The organism is Streptomyces lusitanus, assembly GCF_042647945.1.
GTDB lineage: Bacteria > Actinomycetota > Actinomycetes > Streptomycetales > Streptomycetaceae > Streptomyces > Streptomyces pseudogriseolus.
Genome location: NZ_JBHRWL010000004.1, coordinates 150,553 through 172,805 on the forward strand (window position 1 = coordinate 150,553; position 22,253 = coordinate 172,805).

Sequence of the window (22,253 nt, forward strand, 5' to 3'; positions counted from 1 at the left end):
CCGCCGAGAGGGGGCGCACCCCCCGAGTCCACCCGAGTCCCCCTCACGCCGATGCGGAACCGGCGGGGCGAGGTCCGCCGGCCCCTGCGGCGAGGCGCGTGTCCAGGGCCGTGCAGCGGCGGCCCGCCGACACCGTGCGCACGGCCTGCCCGATGGCCTTGCGGGAGCCGACCAGGACGACGAGTTTCCGGGCGCGGGTGACCGCCGTGTAGAGCAGGTTGCGCTGGAGCATCATCCACGCCCCTGTCGTCACGGGGATCACGACGGCCGGGTACTCGCTGCCCTGGGACCGGTGGATGGTGACCGCGTACGCGTGCGCCAGTTCGTCCAGCTCGTCGAAGTCGTACGGCACCTCCTCGTCCTCGTCGGTCAGCACGGTCAGGCGCTGGTCCACCGGGTCGAGCGCGGTGACGACGCCGACGGTGCCGTTGAAGACGCCGTTGGCGCCCTTCTCGTAGTTGTTGCGGATCTGCGTGACCTTGTCGCCGACGCGGAACACCCGGCCGCCGAACCTCTTCTCGGGCAGGTCGGGGCGGGCGGGCGTGACGGCCTGCTGGAGCAGCCCGTTGAGCGTGCCCGCGCCGGCCGGGCCCCGGTGCATGGGGGCGAGGACCTGCACGTCCCGGCGCGGATCGAGGCCGAACCTGGCGGGGATGCGCCGGGCCGCCACGTCCACGGTGAGCCGCCCGGTCTCCTCGGTGTCGTCCTCGACGAAGAGGAAGAAGTCCTTCATACCGTCGGTCACGGGGTGCTGCCCGGCGTTGATCCGGTGGGCGTTGGTGACCACGCCGGACTGCTGGGCCTGGCGGAAGACCCGGGTGAGGCGGACGGCGGGGACGGGGCTGCCGTCGGCGAGCAGGTCCCGCAGCACCTCACCGGCGCCCACGCTGGGCAGCTGGTCCACGTCCCCGACGAACAGCAGGTGGGCGCCCGGGGGCACGGCCTTGACCAGCTTGTTCGCCAGCAGCAGGTCCAGCATGGACGCCTCGTCGACCACCACCAGGTCGGCGTCCAGCGGCCGGTCCCGGTCGTACGCCGCGTCCCCGCCCGGCTTCAGCTCCAGCAGCCGGTGCACGGTGGACGCCTCGGCGCCGGTCAGCTCGGCGAGCCGCTTGGCGGCGCGGCCGGTCGGGGCCGCGAGCACCACCTTCGCCTTCTTGGCGCGGGCCAGCTCCACGATCGACCGCACGGTGAACGACTTGCCGCAGCCCGGCCCGCCGGTCAGCACGGCCACCTTCTTCGTCAACGCCAGCTTGACCGCGGCCTCCTGCTCGGGCGCCAGCTCCGTCCCCGTACGGCCGCGCAGCCAGCCGAGCGCCTTGTCCCACGCCACGTCCCGGAACGCGGGCATCCGGTCCTGGTCGGTGCGCAGCAGCCGCATCAGCTGGGCGGCGAGGGCCACCTCGGCGCGGTGGAACGGCACCAGGTAGACGGCGGTGACGGGGTCGCCGCCGTCGGGATCGGGCACCTTCTCCCGTACGACCCCGGGGTCCTCGCCCGGGTCCTCCGGCTCGGCGGCCAGCTCGCCCAGGCACTCGATGACGAGCCCGGTGTCCACCTGGAGCAGCTTCACCGCGTCCGCGATCAGCTTCTCCTCGGGGAGGTAGCAGTGCCCCTGGTCGGTGGCCTGCGACAGCGCGTACTGGAGGCCCGCCTTCACCCGGTCCGGGCTGTCGTGCGGGATACCGACGGACTGGGCGATCTTGTCGGCGGTGAGGAACCCGATGCCCCAGACGTCGGCGGCGAGCCGGTAGGGCTGGTTCTTCACCACGGAGATCGAGGCGTCGCCGTACTTCTTGTAGATGCGCACGGCGATGGAGGTGGACACCTCGACGGTCTGGAGGAAGAGCATGACCTCCTTGATCGCCTTCTGCTCCTCCCAGGCGTCGGCGATCTTCCTGGTCCGCTTGGGCCCGAGCCCGGGGACCTCGATGAGCCGCTTGGGCTCCTCCTCGATGACGCGGAGGGTGTCCGTCCCGAAGTGCTGGGTGATCCGGTCGGCGAAGACCGGCCCGATGCCCTTCACCAGCCCCGAGCCGAGGTAACGGCGGATGCCCTGGACGGTGGCGGGCAGCACGGTCGTGTAGTTCTCGACGTGGAACTGCTTGCCGTACTGGGGGTGCGACCCCCAGCGCCCCTCCATCCGCAGCGACTCCCCCACCTGCGCGCCGAGCAGCGCCCCGACGACGGTGAGCAGATCGCCGGCGCCCCGGCCGGTGTCGACGCGGGCGACGGTGTAGCCGTTCTCCTCGTTGGCGTACGTGATGCGCTCCAGGACCCCTTCGAGCGTGGCGAGCCGACGCTCCCCGGGGGCCGCCGCGGCGGGTGGCTGGTTGGGCATGATCCGACGGTATCGGTGGGGTGTGACAGGGCGGTGGGGAAGTCGGCTTCTCCCTAGTCTGGGCTCATGGATTACGCCAGGATGCGCGCCATCGCCGAAGACCTCGCGGCATACGCGGAGCGCCTCGGAGGGTCCTGGAGCATCGAAATCGGGCCGTCGGGTCCGGTACTGGCCATGAGGCGCCCGTCGAAGCGGCACGAGGGTACGGTCCGCCGCATCTGCAAGCAGTTGGACGCGCAACTGCCCGACACCCACCCCGGCTACATCTGTGCGAACGGTCCCGAGATCGAGCACCCGGCCATCGGCCGCATGCGCCGCCCCGACGCCGTCGTGATCCCCGAGGCCGTCCTCGACGAAGAAGGCCTGGCCGTCGACGCGACCCAGGTGCTCGCGGCTGTCGAGATCGTCTCGCCCTCCAACCCGAGCAACGACTACGACGAGAAGCTGGCCGACTATCCGGCCATGGGCATTCCGCACTACATGATCGTCGACCCGCGCACCGGCACGATCGAGGTCCACTCCGAGCCGTGCAAGGGCCGCTACAGCAGCAAGGAGCCATACATCTTCGGCGACGAGGTGCCGTTCGGGCCGTGGACGGTGCGGACGTCGGAGTTCCGCCGGTACGGCAGGGACGGGTAGCTCGGCCCGAGCGGTCCGGTTCGTGTCCTTCCCGGACCCGCGTCACGTGAGAAGGTGCTGTTCTGCCTGGGCAGAGGGGGGACCATGGGACTGACCTACGGCTACGACATCTACCTGCGCCCGGAGAACCTGGCGCGTGCGCTGACCGAGGTGGCGAAGCTGGCGCCGCCGGGGCGGGAGGCGCCGCCGCTGCCTGTGACCCTCCCGGACGGTGAGCGGGTCGTCCTGCCGTTCACGGCTTCTTTCGGGAGCGAGCCGGTCGACTGTTCCTCGCTGGACAGCTTCGAACTCGACACGTCCATCATGTTCCCGGCGGACCAAGCGGTGCGCGCGTACGCGGAGGACTTCGGGCATCACGTGGTGGACGGGCGGGTCCCGATCGGATACGTCTACCTGACGGTCCGCTTCCGATCCTTCCTGGACCCGCACTACGCATGCCTGGAGTTCTGGGCTGCGACATCGAGGATGAGCAGGCTCTTCGAGGCGTCACCCGCGGTCAGGAAGGTCTTCACCGACCTCGCCGCCGCGTCCGGCGCGGTGTGCTGCCTCTTCGACACAGGCGACGGCTCACCCGAGCGGGTGCTCTGGTCCGACGCGGAGGCTGCGAGGGACCTGGCCGGCAACCCCCGCTTCCCGGATCCGGCCGCGCTGATGAGGGCCGGACCCGAGGATCAGTGAGCGGAGGTTCCCGTCTCGGGTGAGCGGGTGCATGGCCGACCTTCGGCTCCTTGCAGGGCGTCGACGAACTCGGCGAAGGCTCCCTCGCGGAAGACGAGGACTCCCTGTGAGGGGGCTTTCGAGTCACGGACGGCTGTATGGTCAGCTGAGGTGGCGACCTCGACGCAGTTGTTGCCGTCGTCAGGGCCCGAGTAGGACGACTTCCGCCAGGTGGTGACGCGAGGCATCACGAACCGCTTGCCGCCTTCTTCAGGCCCTCGACGAAGGCCGCGAAGGTCTCGCTGGGGAAGACAAGGGTGGCCCGGTCAGGGGCCTTCGAGTCGCGAACGGCCGTACGGGCGAGGGAGGTCGCGATCTCGACGCACTCGTTGCCGTCACCCGGGCCCGAGTAGGACGACTTACGCCAGCGGTACAGGGTCATGTCGGTGTCCTTCATGTCCTGCTCGTCGCCTCCTTGAGGCCTTCGACGAAGGCGGCGAAGACCGCCGCTCGGAAGGTGAGATTTCCACAGTTCGGGGCCTTCGAGTCACGAACGGCTGTGCGAGCTTGCGAGTTGGCGATCTCGACACAATTGTTGCCGTCGCCCCCACCGGAGTAGGACGACCTACGCCAACCCTCCGACGTGATGGCCGCACGCCTCATGCTCCACTCGCCTGCTTCAGGCCGGCGAGGAAAGCGGCGAACATGGAGGCGGGGAACGAGAGAGTGGCCCCGTCGGGCACCTTGGAGTCCCGTATCGCGATGTGAGCCGGCCTCCGCGCTATCTCCACGCAGGAATCGCCGTCGCCAGGACCGGAGTAGGACGACTTACGCCAGTTCTCCATGCGGACTACAGCTCCTTCGCCAGGCTGTGGATGAAGTCACGCGACTTATCAGGGTCGAGTGAAGCCGCCTCCACCATACGGAAACTCGTCCGGTAGGTCTCGAGTTGTGCCTCGGCATCGATGAAGACCGTGCCGTGCAAGGCGTCGCGGACCACAGTGTCCAGCTTGGGCAAGGGGCCGCCCACGTAGGTCATCGTGCTGGATGCTCTAGGAAAGTCGTCCCGGTCGAGAGGGATGACACGTACGGAGACGTGCCCGGCCTCGGACAGCTCGAGAAGTCGGTTCAGTTGAGCGCGCGCGGTGGCTCGGCCGCTGACCCGGATGCGCAGTGCCGCCTCATGGATGACCGCTTCATACGGGATGGCAAACTTCTGACGCTCTTTGCGGTGCCGGATACGCAGCTCCAGCTCCTCCCGGCTCAACTCCGGCAATCGCGCTGAGAAGACGGCACGGGAGTAGTCCTCGGTCTGAAGCAATCCCGGCACGTACAGGATCGCCACGTGTCGCAGGAACCGCGCGTGATGCTCCAACTCGGACAGATCGAGGAACGGTGTCGGGAGGAGACCGCGGTACTCCTCCCACCAACCCTGCGTCCGGTCGGTCGCCATGGCCACCAAGGCGTCGACGAACTCCGCATCCGTGCACGCGTAATGGGACGCCAGGCGGCGCACCCGCTGCTCGCTGACGCCCGCAAGCGCCGACTCGATGTGCGTGATCTGGGCGGGAGCCACCCCGAGCAGTGCGGCGGCCTGCCGTGAGGTGAGGCCCGCCGCTTCCCGCAGTCTGCGTAACTCCGTGGCCAGCCGCATCTGACGTGCCGTGGGCTCGCGCCTCTTCACCATCGACCGGCCTCTCCCACCGCTGGGTTGATGCACCTCGTTCGGGTTCAGATTACGCGACCCGCTTGCCGCGTCCCTAGATTTAGATTTACGTTCAGTCACGCGACGCACACAGTGCGAAACCGGAATCCGGAAGCGCACCGCTCCGCCCTGCCATGGCGGCTGCGGCAATGACACCGGTCCCGTCGTTCAACCCACCCCACCCGGAACGGACTTCCGCATGCCTGAAAACGAGTCCTGGGAGTACTCCCTCCACATCCCCAACGACGTCCGCGCCGTCACCGTCAGTCGCCGCACCCTGCGGCTCATCCTGACCGTGCACGGACTGATCGCCCTCGTCGACGTCGCCGAGCTGCTCGCGACCGAACTCGTCGCCAGCGCCGTACGGCACACCAAAGGGCCCGCCGCCCTGCGCGTACGCTGGTCGCCGCCGGGGACCTTGCGGATCGGGGCGTGGGACGCGGACCCCTCTCCGCCGGAGCCCCCGCAGCCCTTCTCGCCGCTGCTGGAGCGGGAGGACGGACGCGGGCTCGCCCTCGTACGGGCGTGTGCCGACGTGTGGGGCTGGCAGCCCCTCGCCCGGGACGGCAGCCGGGGGAAGTTCGTGTGGTGCGAGGTGGGCGCCGCGTAGACCCACGGGGGTGGCACGCCCAAATCCCCCGCGATCCGTCCGGCCAAAGGCGCGGGCCTGCCCCATGAGGACGTGGTCCGGGACCAGGACCGCGCGGCACCGCCCCCACTCCAGGGTCAACAGGCAGCTAGAACTCCGCGTCTTCAGCGAGCCGGCGTTCGAGTTCACTCGCCCACTGCCGGGCCCACTCCCTGAGCTCCGCGATCTGCTGCTCGGTGAGTCCGTAGGAAGCGAACTCGTCGTCGTCGTACCACTCGGCACCCGTGAGACGGTCGCGCAGATCCTCCGGGCGGAACTCGTCCCGGCCGTGCCGTTCACCCAGCCGCTCGAGTTCCCGCTTCGTACGGTGGGCAGCAGCCGCGTGAACGTCGATCAGATCCCGCACCGCACCACGGTCCGCGAGGGCGCGAACCTTGGTTCCGACGACGTCGTCGAAGGCCAGGACCGGTCCGTACCGGGTTTCGAGCGGCGCAGCCCACAGGTTCTCCTTGAGGACGTCCACCTCGCACTCCTCACCGGTGTCCGGGTCCGCAGCCAGCAGTCGTGCCGACAACGGGTCGACGCCGATCATCGTCACGCGCCAGCCGCGCTCGGCCAGGGCCCGGTGGAGATGCTCGGCGATGTCCGGCATGGGAGCGGGATTCTCCGTCGCGACGTCGAGGTCCTGGCTGAGCCGGTCGACCAGCCCGTGCGCCTGGACGGCATATCCGCCGGTGATGACCAACGGGTAGGGCGTGCCGATGGAGAGGACGTCGGCGAGCAGGCGCCGATGCAGATCGCTGAGGTTCACGCGGCTTCGGACGCCTCACGGGCGAGTTCGGGGAAGGCGTCCTCCCACACGTCCCGGACGTGCCTGCTCACCAGCGTGCGGAGCACGGGCCACTGACCGACCAGCACGTCCCGGTTCAGCAGGGTGGGGAGGTCGTCGCGCTGCCCCTCCGCCAGAACCGTCCGGTACAGGCTCATCCGCTGACGCGGACGGTCCAGGTCGTAGGACCGCAGCCCGGACCAGGCAACGTGCAGCGGCAACTCCACCTGTCCGTGCGCCGGCCCGGTCAGCTCGTCCAGCCCGCCGGGCAGACGGGACGCGTACCGAGCTCGCAGCACCTCTCCGGCGGAAGGCCCCAGGGAGCGGGAGTGCGGCGTATCCATGGCCGCATTATCCCTGCGTTCGTCCCGTTGGTCACAGCTCGCGCGAAGCTGGCACGGATCCACGGCACCGTCGGCTCACCCGGCTTCGCCGCATACCCACGCCCGGGGCGGAGCTCGCCCCCCCCGGTCACGATTCGGTTGCGGCGACCCCCACCCCCTTGCCCACCGCCGGTGTAATCGTTTCCAATCCTCCGTGTAATCGATTCCACGAGGAGGTGGAACGGCGATGGCGAGTATCAAGGACGTCGCCGCCGAGGCGGGGCTGTCCGTCGCCACGGTGTCGCGTGCCCTGAACGGGCATCCGTCCGTCAGCGAGGACGCCCGGCGGCGCGTCTCCGCCGCCGTCGAGGCGCTCGGGTACCGGCCGAACGCCGTCGCCCGCTCCCTGCGCACCGACGAGACCCGCACCCTCGGGCTGGTCATCAGCGACGTGATGAACCCGTACTTCACCGAGCTGGCCCGCTCCGTCGAGGAGGAGGCCCGCGCGCTGGGGTACAGCGTGATCATCGGCAACGCCGACGAGCGGCCCGACCTCCAGGACCACCACGTCACCACCCTGCTGGACCGCCGTATCGACGGCCTGCTCGTCTCGCCCACCGACGGCGGCTCGCCCGGGATGCTCGGGGCCGCGCGGGCGGGGACGCCCATGGTGTTCGTCGACCGGTGGATCCCCGGCGTGGACGTGCCCGTGGTCCGGTCGGACGGGCGGGCCGCCGTACGGGACCTCGTCGCGCATCTGCACGGGCTCGGGCACCGGCGGCTGGCGATCATCGCCGGGCCCGCCGCGACCACCACCGGCCGGGAGCGCGTGGACGCCTTCCGTGAGGCGCTCGCCGCGTACGGTCTTGAGCTGCCCGACGCCTACATCGGGCAGGGCGACTTCCAGGCCGGCAGCGGGCGCCGCGTCACCGAGGGCTTCCTCGACCTGCCCGTGCCGCCCGAGGCCGTGTTCGCCGCCGACAACCTGATGGCGCTCGGCGCGCTGGACGCGATCCGAGCGCGCGGGCTGCGCGTGCCGGACGACATCGCGCTGGCCGCGTTCGACGACATCCCCTGGTTCGTGCACACCGATCCCCCGGTGACCGCGATCGCCCAGCCCACCGGCGACCTGGGGCGGGCGGCCGTACGCGCCCTCGTCGACCGGATCGCCGGGCGGCCCGGCGCGTCGGTCACCCTTCCCGCCCGGCTCGTCGTGCGCCGCTCGTGCGGCGAGCCGGGGACCGGGCGACCCCCGTCCCCCTCCCCCGTACGAAGGAGTACGCCGTGAGCAGCCGCAGTCCTGACGAGTTGCTGCGTATCGAGGGCATCCGCAAGACCTTCCCCGGCGTGGTCGCGCTCGACGGCGTCGACTTCGACCTGCGCCGCGGCGAGGTGCACGTGCTGCTCGGTGAGAACGGCGCCGGCAAGAGCACGCTGATCAAGATGCTCTCCGGCGCCTACACGCCCGACGCCGGCCGGATCACGGTCGGCGGCGAGGAGGTGCGCATCCACGGTGCGCAGGACTCCGAGCGGCTCGGGATCGCCACCATCTACCAGGAGTTCAACCTGGTCCCCGATCTGACGGTCGCGGAGAACATCTTCCTGGGGCGGCAGCCGCGCCGGTTCGGGATGATCGACCGGAAGCGGATGGACGCCGACGCCGAGGTGCTGCTGAAGCGCGTCGGGGTCGACGTGTCCCCCCGGGCGCGGGTGCGCGAACTCGGCATCGCCCGGCTCCAGATGGTCGAGATCGCCAAGGCGCTCAGCCTCGACGCGCGCGTGCTCATCATGGACGAGCCGACCGCCGTGCTGACCTCGGAGGAGGTCGAGAAGCTGTTCGCGATCGTGCGGCGGCTGCGCGAGGACGGCGTCGGGATCGTCTTCATCACGCACCATCTGGAGGAGATCGCCGCGCTCGGCGACCGGGTCACCGTGATCCGGGACGGGCGCAGCGTCGGGCAGGTGCCCGCCTCCACGCCTCAGGACGAGCTCGTGCGGCTCATGGTGGGGCGGTCGATCGAGCAGCAGTACCCGCGCGAGCGCGCCGACGCCGGGGACGCCCTGCTGAAGGTGGAGGGGCTGACCCGGGACGGCGTCTTCCACGACGTGAGTTTCGAGGTGCGGGCCGGTGAGGTCGTCGGCATCGCGGGGCTGGTCGGTGCCGGGCGGACGGAGGTGGTCCGGGCGGTGTTCGGGGCCGATCCGTACGACGCCGGGACCGTGCACGTCGCGAGCGCCCCGCTGCGCCGGCACGACGTGAACGCCGCGCTGGCGGCCGGGATCGGGCTGGTGCCCGAGGACCGCAAGGGCCAGGGGCTGGTGCTGGACGCCTCCGTGGAGGAGAACCTCGGCCTGGTCACGCTCCGGTCCTCCTCCCGCGCGGGGCTCGTCGACCTCAAGGGGCAGCGCGAGGCCGCGGCCCGGATCGCCGGGCAGCTCGGGGTGCGGATGGCCGGGCTCGGCCAGCACGTGCGCACGCTCTCCGGCGGCAACCAGCAGAAGGTCGTCATCGGCAAGTGGCTGCTGGCGGACACCAAGGTGCTCATCCTCGACGAGCCGACGCGCGGCATCGACGTCGGCGCGAAGGTCGAGATCTACCAGCTGATCAACGAGCTGACGGCGGCCGGTGCCGCGGTGCTCATGATCTCCAGCGACCTGCCCGAGGTGCTCGGCATGAGCGACCGGGTCCTGGTCATGGCGCAGGGCCGGCTCGCGGGCGAACTGGACGCGGCCGACGCCACGCAGGACGCCGTGATGGCCCTCGCCGTCAGCACGTCCCCCGACACCCTCGACTCCCCCAGCTCCCCCGACTCCCCCAGCAACGGAACGGAGGCCCCCGGTGGCCACTGACACGCTCACGAGCAAGCCGGGCGCGCAGGGCGGCGCCACCGGCGGCCTGCGCCGGCTGCTCCTCGACAACGGCGCCCTGACCGCGCTGATCGTCCTCGTCATCGCCATGTCGGCGCTGTCCGGGGACTTCCTGACCGCCGACAACCTGCTGAACGTCGGCGTCCAGGCCGCCGTGACCGCGATCCTCGCCTTCGGCGTCACCTTCGTCATCGTCTCGGCGGGCATCGACCTGTCGGTCGGCTCGGTCGCCGCGCTGTCCGCGACCGTGCTCGCCTGGAGCGCGACGGAGGCCGGGATCCCGGTGGCCCTCGCGGTGCTCCTCGCCGTGGCGACCGGCATCGTCTGCGGCCTGGTCAACGGCTTCCTCGTCTCGTACGGCAAACTCCCGCCGTTCATCGCCACCCTGGCGATGCTGTCGGTGGCGCGCGGGCTGTCGCTGGTGATCTCGCAGGGCTCGCCCATCGCCTTCCCTGACTCCGTCTCCCACCTGGGCGACACGCTCAGCGGCTGGCTGCCGGTGCCGGTGCTCGTCATGGTCGTGATGGGCCTGCTCACCGCGTTCGTCCTGGGCCGGACGTACATCGGCCGGTCCATGTACGCGATCGGCGGCAACGAGGAGGCCGCGCGGCTGTCCGGCCTGCGGGTGAAGAAGCAGAAGCTCGCCATCTACGCCTTCTCCGGCCTGTTCGCCGCCGCCGCGGGCATCGTGCTCGCCTCCCGGCTGGCGTCCGCACAGCCGCAGGCCGCGCAGGGCTACGAGCTGGACGCGATCGCCGCGGTCGTCATCGGCGGCGCCTCCCTCGCGGGCGGCACCGGCAAGGCGTCCGGCACCCTGATCGGCGCGCTGATCCTCGCGGTGCTGCGCAACGGGCTCAACCTGCTGTCGGTGTCGGCGTTCTGGCAGCAGGTCGTCATCGGTGTCGTCATCGCGCTGGCGGTGCTGTTCGACACGGTGCGCCGCAAGGCGGGCGCGACCACCCCGGCGGCCGGCGCGTCCAGCGGCGGGAACAGCGGGAACAAGGCCAGGCAGGCACTGACGTACGTGATCGCGGCCGTCGTCGCCGTCGCGGTCGTCGGCGCCACCTCGCTGCTGCACAGCGGCTCGTCCGGGGCGGACAAGCCGAGGATCGGCCTGTCCCTGTCGACGCTCAACAACCCGTTCTTCGTGCAGATCCGGGACGGCGCCGAGGAGGAGGCGAAGAAGCTGGGCGTGGACCTCACCGTCACCGACGCGCAGAACGACGCCTCCCAGCAGGCCAACCAGCTCCAGAACTTCACCAGCGGCTCGCTGTCCGCGGTCGTCGTCAACCCGGTGGACTCCGACGCGGCCGGACCGTCCGTGCGCGGCGCGAACCAGGCCGGCATCCCGGTGATCGCCGTGGACCGCGGCGTCAACAAGGCGGACACCTCCGCCCTGGTCGCCTCCGACAACGTCGAGGGCGGCGCGCTCGGCGCCAAGGCGCTCGCCGAGAAGCTCGGCGGCAAGGGCACCATCGTGATCCTCCAGGGCCAGGCCGGCACCTCCGCCAGCCGGGAGCGCGGGGCGGGCTTCGCGGAGGGTCTGAAGGCCTACCCGGGCATCAAGGTCGTCGCCAAGCAGCCCGCGGACTTCGACCGCACCAAGGGCCTGGACGTGATGACGAACCTGCTCCAGGCGCACCCCGGCATCGACGGCGTCTTCGCCGAGAACGACGAGATGGCGCTCGGCGCGATCAAGGCGCTCGGCTCCAAGGCCGGGACGTCGGTGCAGGTCGTCGGGTTCGACGGCACCCCGGACGGGCTGAAGGCGGTGCGGGCGGGCACGCTGTACGCCTCCGTCGCCCAGCAGCCGAGCGAACTCGGCCGGATCGCCGTACGGAACGCGTTGCGGGCCGCGGAGGACGAAAAGGTGGAGAAGATGGTGAAGGTCCCGGTGAAGGTGGTCACGAAGGAGAACGTGGCCGGCTTCGAAGGCTGACACCGGGCACGGAGTCACGGAATCACGGAGGCACGGGGTCACGGAGGCACAGGAGCCCCACGGGCGCCGGGGCCTCAGGGGCACACGGGCGGGCGGTCACCGGGCCGCCCGCCCTCCTCAGCGGATCGGGGAGCGAATTCATGTACGACTACGACCTCCTGGTCGTCGGCTCGGCCAACGCCGACCTGGTGATCGGGGTGGAGCGCCGGCCGGGCGCCGGGGAGACGGTGCTCGGCTCCGACCTGGCCGTGCACCCGGGCGGCAAGGGCGCGAACCAGGCGGTCGCCGCCGCCCGGCTCGGCGCGCGCACCGCCCTGCTGGCGCGGGTCGGGGACGACGAGCACGGGCGGCTGCTGCTGGACTCGCTGCGCGAGGCCGGGGCCGACACGGTGGGCGTGCTGGTGGGCGGGGCGCCGACCGGGGTCGCGCTGATCACGGTGGACCCGTCGGGCGACAACAGCATCGTCGTCTCGCCGGGCGCGAACGGCCGGCTGACCCCGTCGGACGTGCGCGCCGCCGCGAGCCTCTTCCACGCCTCGCGGGTGGTGTCGACGCAGCTGGAGATCCCGCTGGAGTCGGTGGTGGAGGTGGTGCGGAGCCTCGCGCCGGGCAGCCGCTTCGTCCTCAACCCGTCGCCGCCGCGTCCGCTGCCGTCGGAGGTGCTGGGGGCCTGCGACCCGCTGATCGTCAACGAGCACGAGGCGAAGGTGATCCTCGGCGACAGCGCCCAGGTGAGCGGTGAACCCGAGGACTGGGCGCGGCTGTTGCTGGCGAAGGGCCCGCGTTCGGTGGTCGTGACCCTGGGCGGTGAGGGCGCGCTCGTGGCGTCCTCGGCCGGGGTGACGCGGGTGCCGTCGGTGAAGGTGGAGGCCGTGGACACCACGGGCGCGGGCGACGCGTTCACCGCGGCGCTGGCGTGGCGGCTCGGCACGGGCGAACCGCTCGCCGAGGCCGCCGCCTACGCGGCCCGGGTGGGCGCGGCGACGGTCACCAAGGAGGGCGCGCAGGTGTCGTTCCCGACGGCGGCGGAGGTCGCGGCGCTGTGAAGAAGCACGGAATCCTCAACCGGCACCTGTCCGGCGCCCTCGCCACGCTCGGCCACACCGACGGGGTGCTGGTGTGCGACGCGGGCATGCCGATACCGGACGGGCCCCGCGTGGTGGACCTCGCCTTCACGGCCGGGGTGCCGTCCTTCGCGGAGGTGCTGGAGGGGCTGCTCGCCGAGCTGGCGGTCGAGGGCGCGACGGCGGCGGAGGAGGTACGGGACGCCAACCCGGCCGCGGCGTCGCTGCTGTCGGGCCACTTCCCGGACCTGGCGTACGTCCCGCACGAGCGGCTGAAGCAACTGACGTGCGGGGCGCGGCTGGTTGTCCGCACGGGCGAGGCGAGCCCGTACGCGAACGTGCTGCTGCGGTGCGGGGTCTTCTTCTGAGAGGCGCGGACTTCGCGGGGCGCGCCCGGCTTCTCGGAGGCGCGCCCCCGTTCGCTCCGCGGGAGGCGCCCGCACGAACTTCGAGGGGCCCGGTCCGTCGACCGGGCCCCTCGCTTCCCTCCCCCGCCAGGACCTCCCTGAAGTCCCCCCCCGGGTCCCCACCCGGAAGTCCTGACGCTATGTAGACAGGCGGGGTGGGGGGAGGGTTGTACGGGTGGGGAGTTTTTCTTCCGGCTGTCGAAGAGGGCGGACCGCACTGCCCTCGGGAAGCCTCTGCCGTGTCCGGATCGTGTCACACGGTGATGTTCTGCGTTGCGCGCGCAATGCGGCGTGCGACAACATGTTCGAGTAGGTCTGAGATGTATGTGACGCACGGGGGTGACACACGTGAAGTTCGACATGGGGTCCACGACCCTGTCGGATCTCGGCAAGAACACGGTGGGGTCGAGCACCGACCTGGGTGTGCTCATTCGCCGGCTAATCCAGGCGGCCCAGCCCCTGGAGGGCAAGTTCAACGGCTCGGGCAAGGTTGCCTTCGACTCCTTCAAGCTGCGCGCCGACGAGATCACGGCCGCGCTCAACGAGTCCCTGAGCGCGATCCTCGAAGGCCAGGGCGGCATGGACACCGCGTTCACCACCGGTGAGAGCGAACAGCAGGACAACGCCCACAAGAACATGGGCGCCGCGAACTTCGACGCGGCACGGTTCGGCGCACGCTGACCCGCCGCCAGAACACCGCTCGCGCAACGACAGGGGGAAGAACATGGCCCAGAATCAGGACCGCCGCTCCTACGACACCGGCGCCTCGAGCGAGGTGCAGGGCGGTCTGCAAGGCATCATCGGGCAGTTGGAGCTTGTGCTCGCCGACCGCGACAAGGCCGTGAAGGCCGCCATGGCCGACTTCCAGGCCGATGGCGTCTCCGAGGAGTACCACGGCAAGGAACAGCGCTGGAACCGTGCGGCCAACGAGGTGCGCAGCATCATCCAGCTTCTGCGCACGACCCTCGAGGACAACGACGGGACGGCGCAGGCGACGATGGCGAAGGCGCGGGCAGCGGTCGACAACATCGGCTGACGCACGAGGCGTCCGTGGCGCGACGACGGGACAACGGCACAGGGGAGCACGGGGAATCATGACGGGGTGGGACATCTCGCCGTCCGGAGTGCAGCACGTCCTCACGGAAACGGCGAAGGCAGCCGAGAGCCTGGGCACGATCGGCGAGGCGCTTCAGGAGAACCTGCCGAGCGCGGCCGCTTCCGCGGGAACGATTCAGCAGGGCGGTGTGGAGAAGAGCGGAGTACAGGGACCGGTCGGTTCGGCTCTGGCCGAGTTCTTCAACGCCCATGCGAAGAGGCTGAAGTACATCGCGGTGCGCACCTCGAACTCGCTCGACGGCGCGGCTACCGCGAGCAAAGCGTACGTCCGAGGTGACCTCGAGATGGCGGCGCAGGCGCAGGCGAACGCTCTCAAGGAGCCGAAGATCGACCTGCCGGGCGTGGACGGACAGCAGGGGGGCCGGTGAGCACCAGCCCCATCGACCCGCAGAACATCCCGCAGTTCACCGGGGACCTCGAGCAACTCGGCATCGACACGATGCTGCTGACGGCCGACGCCCTCACCTTCCGGCAGTCCGGTTCGGACGTGCACACGCGCTTCCAGGGGTTGTCGGCGTGCTACTCGGCTCCGGAGGCGGAGCAACTGTTCGCGACAACGGCGCCCGTCGCCACCAAGTCGGACGAGTTCGCCGACGACCTTGAGCAGGTCGCGGCGGCCCTCGGCACCTACGAGGCGGAGGTCCAGCCGCTCGTCGCCAAGCTGAGGAGCCTCAAACTGCGGGCGGAGACCTTCCGGCAGCAGATCGCGGGGGACGACGACTGGCGCGAGGACGAGGACAACGTCCAGCTCAACAACGACCTGATACACGACGTCAACGCCACCACGTCCGCCTTCTGGCAGGCGGAGATCACCTGCCACAACAAGATCACCGCGCTGGTGGGCGGTTCGACGTTGATCCTCGAGGACGGCGCGGAAAAGCGGCTGCTGAAGATCGGGACCACCACCTACGGTTTCACCGCCGACATGCTGAACCAGTCGCAGGAACTGCCCTGGGGCAGCACGGTGGAAAAGGAGCGGCACGGGCTGGACTGGCTGGGTCACCAACTGCTCGAGTTCGGCAAGGGATTCTTCGTCGACGGGGTGTGGGGGACGATCCGCGGTCTCGGCACACTTGTCGGGGTGGACGGCTGGGACGCTGCGGGCGACGCCTGGAAGGGGCTCGGCAAGCTGGCCACCGGCCTGGTCATCACCGCGGTACCGGTCGTCGGCATCGCGTACTGGACGATGCCCGAAGACAAGCTGCCGTCCTACCTGCGCGACTCCCGTAACACGGTGAAGGAGGCGGGCAAGGCGCTGGTCGCCTGGGACCAGTGGGGCGACAACCCCGCCCGGGCCGGCGGCGCCGTCACCTTCAACGTGCTGACGACGGTGTTCACCGGAGGCGCCGGGGCGGCGGCCAAGGGCGGAGCGGTGGCCCGCACGGTCGGCGCCCTCGGCAGGACGGCGCGTCTGGTCGACCCGATGACGTATCTCGGCAAGGCCGCGAAGTTCGGCACCGTCAAGGTGTCCGACCTCTTCGCCAACCTGCGCACCGTGAATGCCGGAGCGTACGCCGACCTGGCCTCCGGCGCGGGGCGGGTCCAGCCGGACGGCAGCGTGGTCCGGGTCACCGACGACACGCCGGTCATCCATGACAACGTCGTGGAGTGGCCGGACGGCACCCGCCTCAACCTGGACGACGGCTCGGTCGTCCGCGCGGACGGAACGGCGGCGCCGGCGAAGGTCGAACTGTCCGCGGCGGACCGGGAACTGCTGGAGCAGAGCCTGCCACGCGAGGAAGGTGCGCTGGTCGGCGCGAGTGAGCGGGCGGGCGTCCACGCAGTCGGCGACGCTACGGCTCGGGGCGGCGGACACACGCCGCCGACCGCTCACGTCGGTGAGCACGCGGGGGCCCGCGGCTCGGACACCGTGCCGGCACACGACACCGGGGGCCACTCCTCTGGCCGCGACGGACACGCGGGCGGTGACGCGGCCGACGGCGCCCGGGTACCCGCCCAGCACGGCGGGTCCGGCGGCGGAGACGGCAGGCCTGGTCCGACGACTTCGCCCGCACAATCGCATGGCCCTGATCACTTCCCCGAGGGAAGGAACCCCGCTGAGGGACAAGAGCTCAGCGCCGCGGAACGAAAGCGCATTCAGGACGAGCATGTCTGGAAAGCCAACAACGATCCGGACTGGCGTGATGAACACTACGACGCTCTCGACCGACGCAAGGATGCCTCACGGATAGTTGACGGTGTCGAATTGCCCATACTGGCCAGGGACGCGGACGGTAACCTGGTAGCCAAGCACGACCTGCCAAGCGGTCCGTCGGACGTCAAGTTCGGTCGGACACCACTGGGACCGGACACGGCGCCCCCAGCGCATCGCCCCGAACTCGACAGGCTGGCGAGAGACCGCAAGGTCGCCGGAGATTTGACCGACGCAAAAAAGGCATACGAAGATTCACCCACAGACCACACACGCGAGGCCTACAAGAGAGCAGAAGAGGCATACACCAGGCAACTCGGCGATGTGCCGAACAACAGCAAAATATCTGAGAAGCTGGGCGAAAAGGCCGCCGAGCTTCACGTGGTTCCACGTCAGTTCTCCGATGCCGAGTGGGTTCCGCTGCCGAAAACCGCCAATGGCGCCGACATGTTCGACCAGGTTTACAAGCTAGGTGATGACGGCAACTATCTGATAGTTGAAGCGAAGGCACCCTCTGCAGACCTGGGCTGGCGTAAGGGAGCGGGTTCCCATGAAGGTATGCTGGTAAAACAGGGAACCAAGGAGTACTTGCTCACCATCCTTGAGAAGATGTGGGCGCGAGGCGGACAGGACGCAAAGATAGCAAACGCCCTCGAAGAGGCCCTGGAAAACCGGAAACTTCAATATGTCCTGGTGAAGGCGCAGGACAACACGGGATCCTATACCGGTGCCGTGTTGGAACATTTCAAGATCTACTAAGGGAGACGCTTCGTGGTCACGAACGTTCCGCGCCATGAATTCCGCACGGACAACGCGACCGAGGACATGGCGCCGCTCATTTCTGGGACTCGCCGTGTTCTCGAGCGACTGGAGACCTCGGAGATGTCTCGCCACCGGGCACTGAGCAGCACCCTGACCATGGCGAAGTGGCGCTGCCTGGTGGACCCCGAGGCAGAGAAATTCGAGACTTGGGAGGCCTGGGTTACCGCCATGCAGGTCGGTTGCGCCCTGTTCGATGCGGCCACGGCCACCGAGGGCCCTGTGGCATGCCGCATAGGAAGCGCGGGTGAAGTGAAGAATCTGCCTGCGACGGGGCCGACAACCTACACACATGCAGGTGCCTGGCTCACCTCGGTCTACCTGGCGACGGTATGCCGCGAGAACGACCGTCTCGATCGTCTGATGCAGGTGCCCGTGTCACTTCTTCGAGCCTCCGTTCCCGAGGGCGCGTCTTTCGACGACTATGTTTACGACTGGGTGGACGCTCTTCAGAATTACTGGGCCGGTCGCGCGACGGACATGTGGGACAGCTTGGTGTCAGCAGTCGAAGGCACCGACCCTGAGAGGGACAGCATCACCGACAAAGAGATGATGCTGAAGATTCAGTACCCGCCACTCAACCTCTTCCATCGCTTCCAAGCCCGGGAGGTCGAACAGTTCAACAGCGCCCTGCTTGACGCCGTCAACGGGCATAAACAGTACTGGTCCGGCGATGCGGCACGCGCCGTCAGCGGCGACGGCCTAGTGGCCCTCGCACCCCTCGCGTTGGCTTGCATGGCCTACGACAATGAATTCCCGATCGAGGTCGAGTCCGACTATTTGCCCAAGCATCTTCTGAGGCGTTCTTGGGTCGGCGAGTACGACACGTGATTGAAGTCGTTCGACCTGACGAAATGAGAATGCCGTCCGTGCCCACCAAAATCACTCGCCCCTCACCGGCAGGCAGCCACCCCGACTCTGACCGGTCTCGGGCACAGCTCAATGAGCGCGTTGTGCAACGGGTTGAGGAGTTGCCGGAGTGGCCTCAGAGCTTCGATCTGGCTTTCAGTAGTGCCATGAACGCCGCAAAAACCCAGTGCTCCCTGGATCCCACTGCGGAGTTGCTCGAAACGTGGGAGGCCTGGGTGACCGCCATGCAGGTCGGATCGGCCCTGTTCGCCTCCGCCACCGCTCCTGCGGGGACCACCGTCGAGTGCGTCATCGCGCACAAGACCCGGGTGATCCCTGCCGTCGGCGTCACTGATTTCACCGACGCCGACACATGGCTCGATGCCTTCTGGTTCGCGGTGATCTGCCGGGATCAGGCCCGTATGACCCAGCTGTGCCAGGTGTCCGTCGACACCCTGCGTGCCTCCGGCGCCGTCTTCGAGGAGTACGTCTACGACTGGGTCGACACGCTGCAGACCTACTGGCTGGAGCGTCCCGGACTCGGTGAGAAGCTCACTGCCGCCATCGAGGGAACCGACCCCGAGCGGATGCGGTTCATGGACCGCGAGACGGCACTCAAGGTGCTCTACCCGCCGGTCAATCTCTTCTTCCGCTTCCTCAGCCGAGATGCGGACGAGTTCAACGAAACTCTCGTGCAATCGCTCGAACTGCACCGTGAGTACTGGACGGCGAACGAGGAACGCCAGGAGACCGGAGACGGGGGAGTCCCGCTCGCCCTCCTCGCCCTCACCTGCCTCGCATACGACGCCGGGCGGCCCATCGAGGTCGAGTCCGAATACCTCCCCGAGCACCTGCTCAAGCGCAGCTGGCTCGGCGAGTTCCCCACGTGACACGAGGTGACGCGGCACCATGACCGCTCAGGATTACGACAGCCAGCTTCTCGAGTCCGTCGCCGTGCGCCGGCGGCGGCTTCGGGACGCCCTGGTCTTCGGGACGCAACGGCAGCGGCGGACCTTGGATGAGCGGGTGGGCAGGGTGATCGCCGGGATGGTGATCGCGGCTGTGCTGTGCGCGGGGTGCGTCGGGTGGTCGTTCGTGTCGCACCGGCTGATGGGGCAGGACCCCTACTCCGACGGTGGCCCCACTCCCTCCAGTAGTCATACAAGCCGGTGATAGGTTCACGAACGTGATGTCTGTGGGGGCTCTGAGCAGGGAGACCGCCGGTGGTCCGGCGATGTTGAGCCGGGTCACGCTCGTCGGTGAGCGACGCCGAGTCGATCTGGTGCTGCCCGCGCGGGAGCCGGTCGGCATCCTTCTGCCGGAGATCATGCGACTGCTGGACGACCGCGTGAACGGGCGGCCCGCATCCCGTCATCTCGTCACGGTGGACGGCTCCGCACTCGACCACGACAGCACCCTCGAGTCGGCGGGCGTGCGCGACGGCGCCGTCCTGCGTCTCGTCCGTGCCGAGGACGCCCCGCCCGCCCCCGTCGTCCATGACGTCAGCGACGAGGTGGCCCGTGACCTGGGCCACCGGACATGGGTGTGGGGACCGTCCGCCCGGCGGACGACGGCGGGTCTCGCGAGCGTTGCCCTGCTGGTCGTCGCCGCCCTGTTCGCACGTGCGCACTACGAACGTTCGGCCGTCGCGGGAGCCCTGCTCGCCGTGGCCGGCGTGGCCGCGGCCGCGGGAGCGGTTCTGGGCCGGGCACGCCGGCACGGTCTCGCGACCGCACTTCTGAGCGCCGGCGGGGCGCTCGGCGTGCTCGGTGCGTGGAGCCTGGCCGACACCCTCCCGGGGTCCTCGACCGGCGCGGTGCGGCTCACCGCGGTGGCCGCCGTGACGGTGGCGACGCTGCTCCTGCTGGGCCTTTTCACCCCGCTGGGGCGAGGCGGGACGGTCGGGGCCGGCGCGGTGGCCGGCGCGACGGCCGTCTGGGAGGCCGCCGTCGTCGTACAGTCCGGTGCCGGCACGGCGGAGCAACAGGCGCGGGTCGGTGCTGTGCTGGCCGTCGTCTGTGTCGTGGCGTTGGGAGTCCTGCCACGACTCGCGCTGGCGGCGTCCGGGCTCACCGGTCTCGACGACCGGCGCGCCGGCGGTATGTCCGTCAGTCGCCACCATGTGTCCACCGCCTTGGCCGCCGCCCATCGCGGGCTGGTGCTCGCCACGGTCACCGTGGCCACGTCCGCCGTGGTGGCCGCCGTGCTCGCGCTGCGTTCCCCCTCCGTGTGGACGGTGTCGCTGGCCGCGGTCGTCGCGGTGGTCCTGCCCCTGCGCGCCCGTGCCTTCCCTCTGATCGCCGAGGTGGTCGTCCTGCTGATCACCGGCGTCGGCGTCGGCGTACGGCTGCTGGCGGTGTGGGCGGACCATGCCCCTGCCGCGGCGCCACTGTCGGTTCTCGTCCTGCTGGCGCTGCTGGCTCTCGTGGTCCTCGCCGTCCAGCCGGCCGAGCATGTGCGGGTGCGGCTGCGGAGGGCCGGGGACCTGCTCGAGTCGGTGGGCGTTCTGGCACTTCTCCCCCTGCTCGTCGGCGTGTTCGGTGTGTACGGGCGACTGCTCGACACCTTCGCTTAGGAGGGCGACGCATGACGCAGCGGGAGCGGCCGCAGTCGCACGACGGCGGCGGTGACTGGCAGCAGGACGTCCTGCGTGAGCTCGGCGGCACCGGAGAAGGCGGCCGGGACACGGCCGGGACCGGACCCGTCCGGCCGCACGACACCCCTCCGCCCGGTGAGCCCTCGCTGCGGTTGGTCCACCCCGCGCCCTCGACGCCCACCGGCACCGAGGAGGCGACCGAGCCCGAGGCACCGGCCGTACCGGACAGTCCCACGCATCCGGTACCCGACTCACGCCATGTCCCGGAGCCTGCTCCGAGGCGGCCCGCTCCGGGTCCCGTGTCCGGCCCACACCTCCCCACGGCTCCCGCTCCCGAGTCGGCCCCCACCCTCGACCCCCGCCTGTTGCTGGCCCTGGGGCGTCCCCTGCACGGCGACTCGGTGAGCCGGCGGACCGGGCGGGCGCTGCGCAAGCTCACCTCGTCGGTGGCGCAGGACGTCACCGAGCGGACCAGGATCGCCCGCGAGGTGCAGCAGCCGGTCACCACAGGCAGGGTTGTGGCCGTCACCTCGATCCGTGGCGGGGTCGGCAAGTCCACCGTCACCGCGCTGCTCGGGCGCACGCTGAATCACTACCGGCACGACCCGGTGCTCACCCTGGAGGCGGACGCCGCCCTGGGCACCCTGCCAGTTCGCATGGGTGCCGAGTCCGTGCGGTGGACGTGCGCCGACCTCGCGCCCGTCCTGCACCCTTCCATGCAACTGACCGACGTGACCGGGTATCTGGTGCCGGTGTCGGACGGCGGCTGGCTGCTGCCGGCCGGCCGGGGCCAGGTCGGCGCACCCCTGGACGTGATGTCGTACCGCAAGGTGACGCTGGCGCTGCGCCGCTATTTCGCCGTCACCGTGGTCGACTGCGAGACGCTGCCCGGCGAGGTGGCCCGCACGGCCATGGACACCGCGCATGCCCGGGTGGTGGTCGCGCCGACCACCGCGGAGGGTGTCGGCGCCACCCGGCAGGTCCTGGACTGGCTGGCCAGGCTGCCGCACTCCGCCCTGGCCACGACCGTCGTGGCGCTGGTCGCCGGCACTCCCGACATGGTGCTGGACGACAAGGCCGCTGCGGGGCATCTCAAGGAAGCCGGTGTCACCGTCGTCACCGTGCCGTACGACCGGCATCTGGCCGGCGGCGGCCCCATCCGCACCGACCTTCTGGCGCACACGACGCAGGAGGCCGTCCTGCGTCTCACCGCCGAGGTGATGGGGCGTGCGGTGAGAGTGCGTTGAGCACCGGTCCGACCATGCGCACCGAAACGCCCGGGCCCCTTCCGTTTCCCGGCAAGGCGTGCCCTCCTTCCGCCGCCGAACCCCGTTCCTCTTCCGTCACGACCCGCTCCGGA

The 22,253-nt window shown here is 70.0% G+C and carries 25 protein-coding genes; 17 read left to right on the top strand and 8 right to left on the bottom strand.

From position 1 onward, the window contains the following. Positions 1-43: 43 nt before the first annotated feature. Positions 44-2,341 carry an SF1B family DNA helicase RecD2 gene (recD2, locus tag ACFOSY_RS07275; protein ID WP_394305902.1) on the bottom strand — a complete coding sequence of 766 codons (2,298 nt, stop codon included), beginning with the start codon at positions 2,339-2,341 and terminating at the stop codon, positions 44-46. A 66-nt stretch (positions 2,342-2,407) separates the two neighbouring features. Here recD2 and ACFOSY_RS07280 point away from each other — a divergent pair, with 66 nt between their 5' ends. Together ACFOSY_RS07280 and ACFOSY_RS07285 are read left to right on the top strand one after the other, a co-directional pair. Next, a complete protein-coding gene (locus ACFOSY_RS07280; RefSeq protein WP_394305903.1) occupies positions 2,408-2,980 on the top strand; it encodes a Uma2 family endonuclease in 573 nt (190 codons plus the stop codon). Positions 2,981-3,064: 84 nt separating this feature from the next. Continuing rightward, the gene (locus ACFOSY_RS07285) at positions 3,065-3,658 is read left to right on the top strand and encodes a hypothetical protein (protein ID WP_394305904.1); all 594 of its coding nucleotides are present in this window, start codon (positions 3,065-3,067) and stop codon (positions 3,656-3,658) included. On the opposite strand, the gene ACFOSY_RS07290 is transcribed toward ACFOSY_RS07285, so the two are convergent. The 5 genes from ACFOSY_RS07290 to ACFOSY_RS07310 are packed head-to-tail and all read right to left on the bottom strand — an operon-like array spanning position 3,652 to position 5,324. After that, positions 3,652-3,885 (bottom strand): DUF397 domain-containing protein, encoded by a 234-nt coding sequence (locus ACFOSY_RS07290; RefSeq protein ID WP_394306233.1) that lies wholly within the window; start codon positions 3,883-3,885, stop codon positions 3,652-3,654. The two genes, ACFOSY_RS07285 and ACFOSY_RS07290, sit on opposite strands and share 7 nt — an antisense overlap. Next, positions 3,885-4,094 (bottom strand): DUF397 domain-containing protein, encoded by a 210-nt coding sequence (locus ACFOSY_RS07295; RefSeq protein WP_394305905.1) that lies wholly within the window; start codon positions 4,092-4,094, stop codon positions 3,885-3,887. The genes ACFOSY_RS07290 and ACFOSY_RS07295 overlap by 1 nt, the downstream gene beginning before the upstream one ends. Beyond that, complete coding sequence (locus tag ACFOSY_RS07300) at positions 4,091-4,300, bottom strand: DUF397 domain-containing protein (RefSeq protein WP_394305906.1); 210 nt, start codon at positions 4,298-4,300, stop codon at positions 4,091-4,093. The genes ACFOSY_RS07295 and ACFOSY_RS07300 overlap by 4 nt, the downstream gene beginning before the upstream one ends. Further along, positions 4,297-4,482, bottom strand: a complete 186-nt coding sequence (locus tag ACFOSY_RS07305; protein ID WP_394305907.1) for a DUF397 domain-containing protein — start codon at positions 4,480-4,482, stop codon at positions 4,297-4,299. The genes ACFOSY_RS07300 and ACFOSY_RS07305 overlap by 4 nt, the downstream gene beginning before the upstream one ends. 5 nt (positions 4,483-4,487) lie before the next feature. Further along, a complete protein-coding gene (locus ACFOSY_RS07310) occupies positions 4,488-5,324 on the bottom strand; it encodes a helix-turn-helix domain-containing protein (RefSeq protein WP_394305908.1) in 837 nt (278 codons plus the stop codon). Positions 5,325-5,541: 217 nt separating this feature from the next. Here ACFOSY_RS07310 and ACFOSY_RS07315 point away from each other — a divergent pair, with 217 nt between their 5' ends. Continuing rightward, positions 5,542-5,952 (top strand): ATP-binding protein, encoded by a 411-nt coding sequence (locus ACFOSY_RS07315; RefSeq protein ID WP_394305909.1) that lies wholly within the window; start codon positions 5,542-5,544, stop codon positions 5,950-5,952. A 127-nt stretch (positions 5,953-6,079) separates the two neighbouring features. On the opposite strand, the gene ACFOSY_RS07320 is transcribed toward ACFOSY_RS07315, so the two are convergent. Continuing rightward, positions 6,080-6,742, bottom strand: a complete 663-nt coding sequence (locus tag ACFOSY_RS07320; protein WP_394305910.1) for a nucleotidyl transferase AbiEii/AbiGii toxin family protein — start codon at positions 6,740-6,742, stop codon at positions 6,080-6,082. After that, positions 6,739-7,104 (bottom strand): hypothetical protein, encoded by a 366-nt coding sequence (locus ACFOSY_RS07325; RefSeq protein ID WP_394305911.1) that lies wholly within the window; start codon positions 7,102-7,104, stop codon positions 6,739-6,741. Before ACFOSY_RS07325 ends, ACFOSY_RS07320 begins: the two co-directional genes overlap by 4 nt. A gap of 226 nt (positions 7,105-7,330) precedes the next feature. Between ACFOSY_RS07325 and ACFOSY_RS07330 the strand changes: the two genes are divergently transcribed. From ACFOSY_RS07330 to ACFOSY_RS07395, 14 genes are all read left to right on the top strand, one after another. Continuing rightward, positions 7,331-8,371 (top strand): LacI family DNA-binding transcriptional regulator, encoded by a 1,041-nt coding sequence (locus ACFOSY_RS07330; RefSeq protein WP_394305912.1) that lies wholly within the window; start codon positions 7,331-7,333, stop codon positions 8,369-8,371. Further along, positions 8,368-9,933, top strand: coding sequence for a sugar ABC transporter ATP-binding protein (locus ACFOSY_RS07335; protein ID WP_394305913.1), 1,566 nt, complete (start codon positions 8,368-8,370; stop codon positions 9,931-9,933). The genes ACFOSY_RS07330 and ACFOSY_RS07335 overlap by 4 nt, the downstream gene beginning before the upstream one ends. Next, positions 9,923-11,890 (top strand): ABC transporter permease/substrate-binding protein, encoded by a 1,968-nt coding sequence (locus ACFOSY_RS07340; RefSeq protein WP_394305914.1) that lies wholly within the window; start codon positions 9,923-9,925, stop codon positions 11,888-11,890. Before ACFOSY_RS07335 ends, ACFOSY_RS07340 begins: the two co-directional genes overlap by 11 nt. Before the next feature lie 140 nt (positions 11,891-12,030). Beyond that, complete coding sequence (locus ACFOSY_RS07345; RefSeq protein ID WP_394305915.1) at positions 12,031-12,936, top strand: ribokinase; 906 nt, start codon at positions 12,031-12,033, stop codon at positions 12,934-12,936. Next, entirely contained in the window at positions 12,933-13,322 is a 390-nt protein-coding gene (gene rbsD, locus ACFOSY_RS07350) for a D-ribose pyranase (RefSeq protein WP_394305916.1), read from the top strand. The genes ACFOSY_RS07345 and rbsD overlap by 4 nt, the downstream gene beginning before the upstream one ends. 387 nt (positions 13,323-13,709) lie before the next feature. Further along, positions 13,710-14,042, top strand: coding sequence for a hypothetical protein (locus ACFOSY_RS07355; protein WP_031060157.1), 333 nt, complete (start codon positions 13,710-13,712; stop codon positions 14,040-14,042). A gap of 43 nt (positions 14,043-14,085) precedes the next feature. Further along, positions 14,086-14,397 carry a pore-forming ESAT-6 family protein gene (locus ACFOSY_RS07360; RefSeq protein ID WP_006135376.1) on the top strand — a complete coding sequence of 104 codons (312 nt, stop codon included), beginning with the start codon at positions 14,086-14,088 and terminating at the stop codon, positions 14,395-14,397. 58 nt (positions 14,398-14,455) lie between these two features. Next, on the top strand, positions 14,456-14,845 hold the full coding sequence (locus tag ACFOSY_RS07365; RefSeq protein ID WP_394305917.1) for a DUF6507 family protein: 390 nt from the start codon (positions 14,456-14,458) through the stop codon (positions 14,843-14,845). Beyond that, a complete protein-coding gene (locus tag ACFOSY_RS07370) occupies positions 14,842-17,388 on the top strand; it encodes a hypothetical protein (protein ID WP_394305918.1) in 2,547 nt (848 codons plus the stop codon). Before ACFOSY_RS07365 ends, ACFOSY_RS07370 begins: the two co-directional genes overlap by 4 nt. A gap of 12 nt (positions 17,389-17,400) precedes the next feature. After that, complete coding sequence (locus tag ACFOSY_RS07375) at positions 17,401-18,279, top strand: immunity 49 family protein (RefSeq protein WP_394305919.1); 879 nt, start codon at positions 17,401-17,403, stop codon at positions 18,277-18,279. A 185-nt stretch (positions 18,280-18,464) separates the two neighbouring features. Continuing rightward, a complete protein-coding gene (locus ACFOSY_RS07380) occupies positions 18,465-19,187 on the top strand; it encodes an immunity 49 family protein (protein ID WP_394305920.1) in 723 nt (240 codons plus the stop codon). A 19-nt stretch (positions 19,188-19,206) separates the two neighbouring features. Then, complete coding sequence (locus ACFOSY_RS07385; protein WP_394305921.1) at positions 19,207-19,470, top strand: hypothetical protein; 264 nt, start codon at positions 19,207-19,209, stop codon at positions 19,468-19,470. Positions 19,471-19,486: 16 nt separating this feature from the next. Beyond that, positions 19,487-20,872 (top strand): type VII secretion integral membrane protein EccD, encoded by a 1,386-nt coding sequence (gene eccD / locus ACFOSY_RS07390; RefSeq protein ID WP_394306234.1) that lies wholly within the window; start codon positions 19,487-19,489, stop codon positions 20,870-20,872. Positions 20,873-20,883: 11 nt separating this feature from the next. Then, positions 20,884-22,140, top strand: a complete 1,257-nt coding sequence (locus ACFOSY_RS07395; protein ID WP_394305922.1) for a MinD/ParA family ATP-binding protein — start codon at positions 20,884-20,886, stop codon at positions 22,138-22,140. The last annotated feature ends 113 nt before the right edge of the window (positions 22,141-22,253 follow it).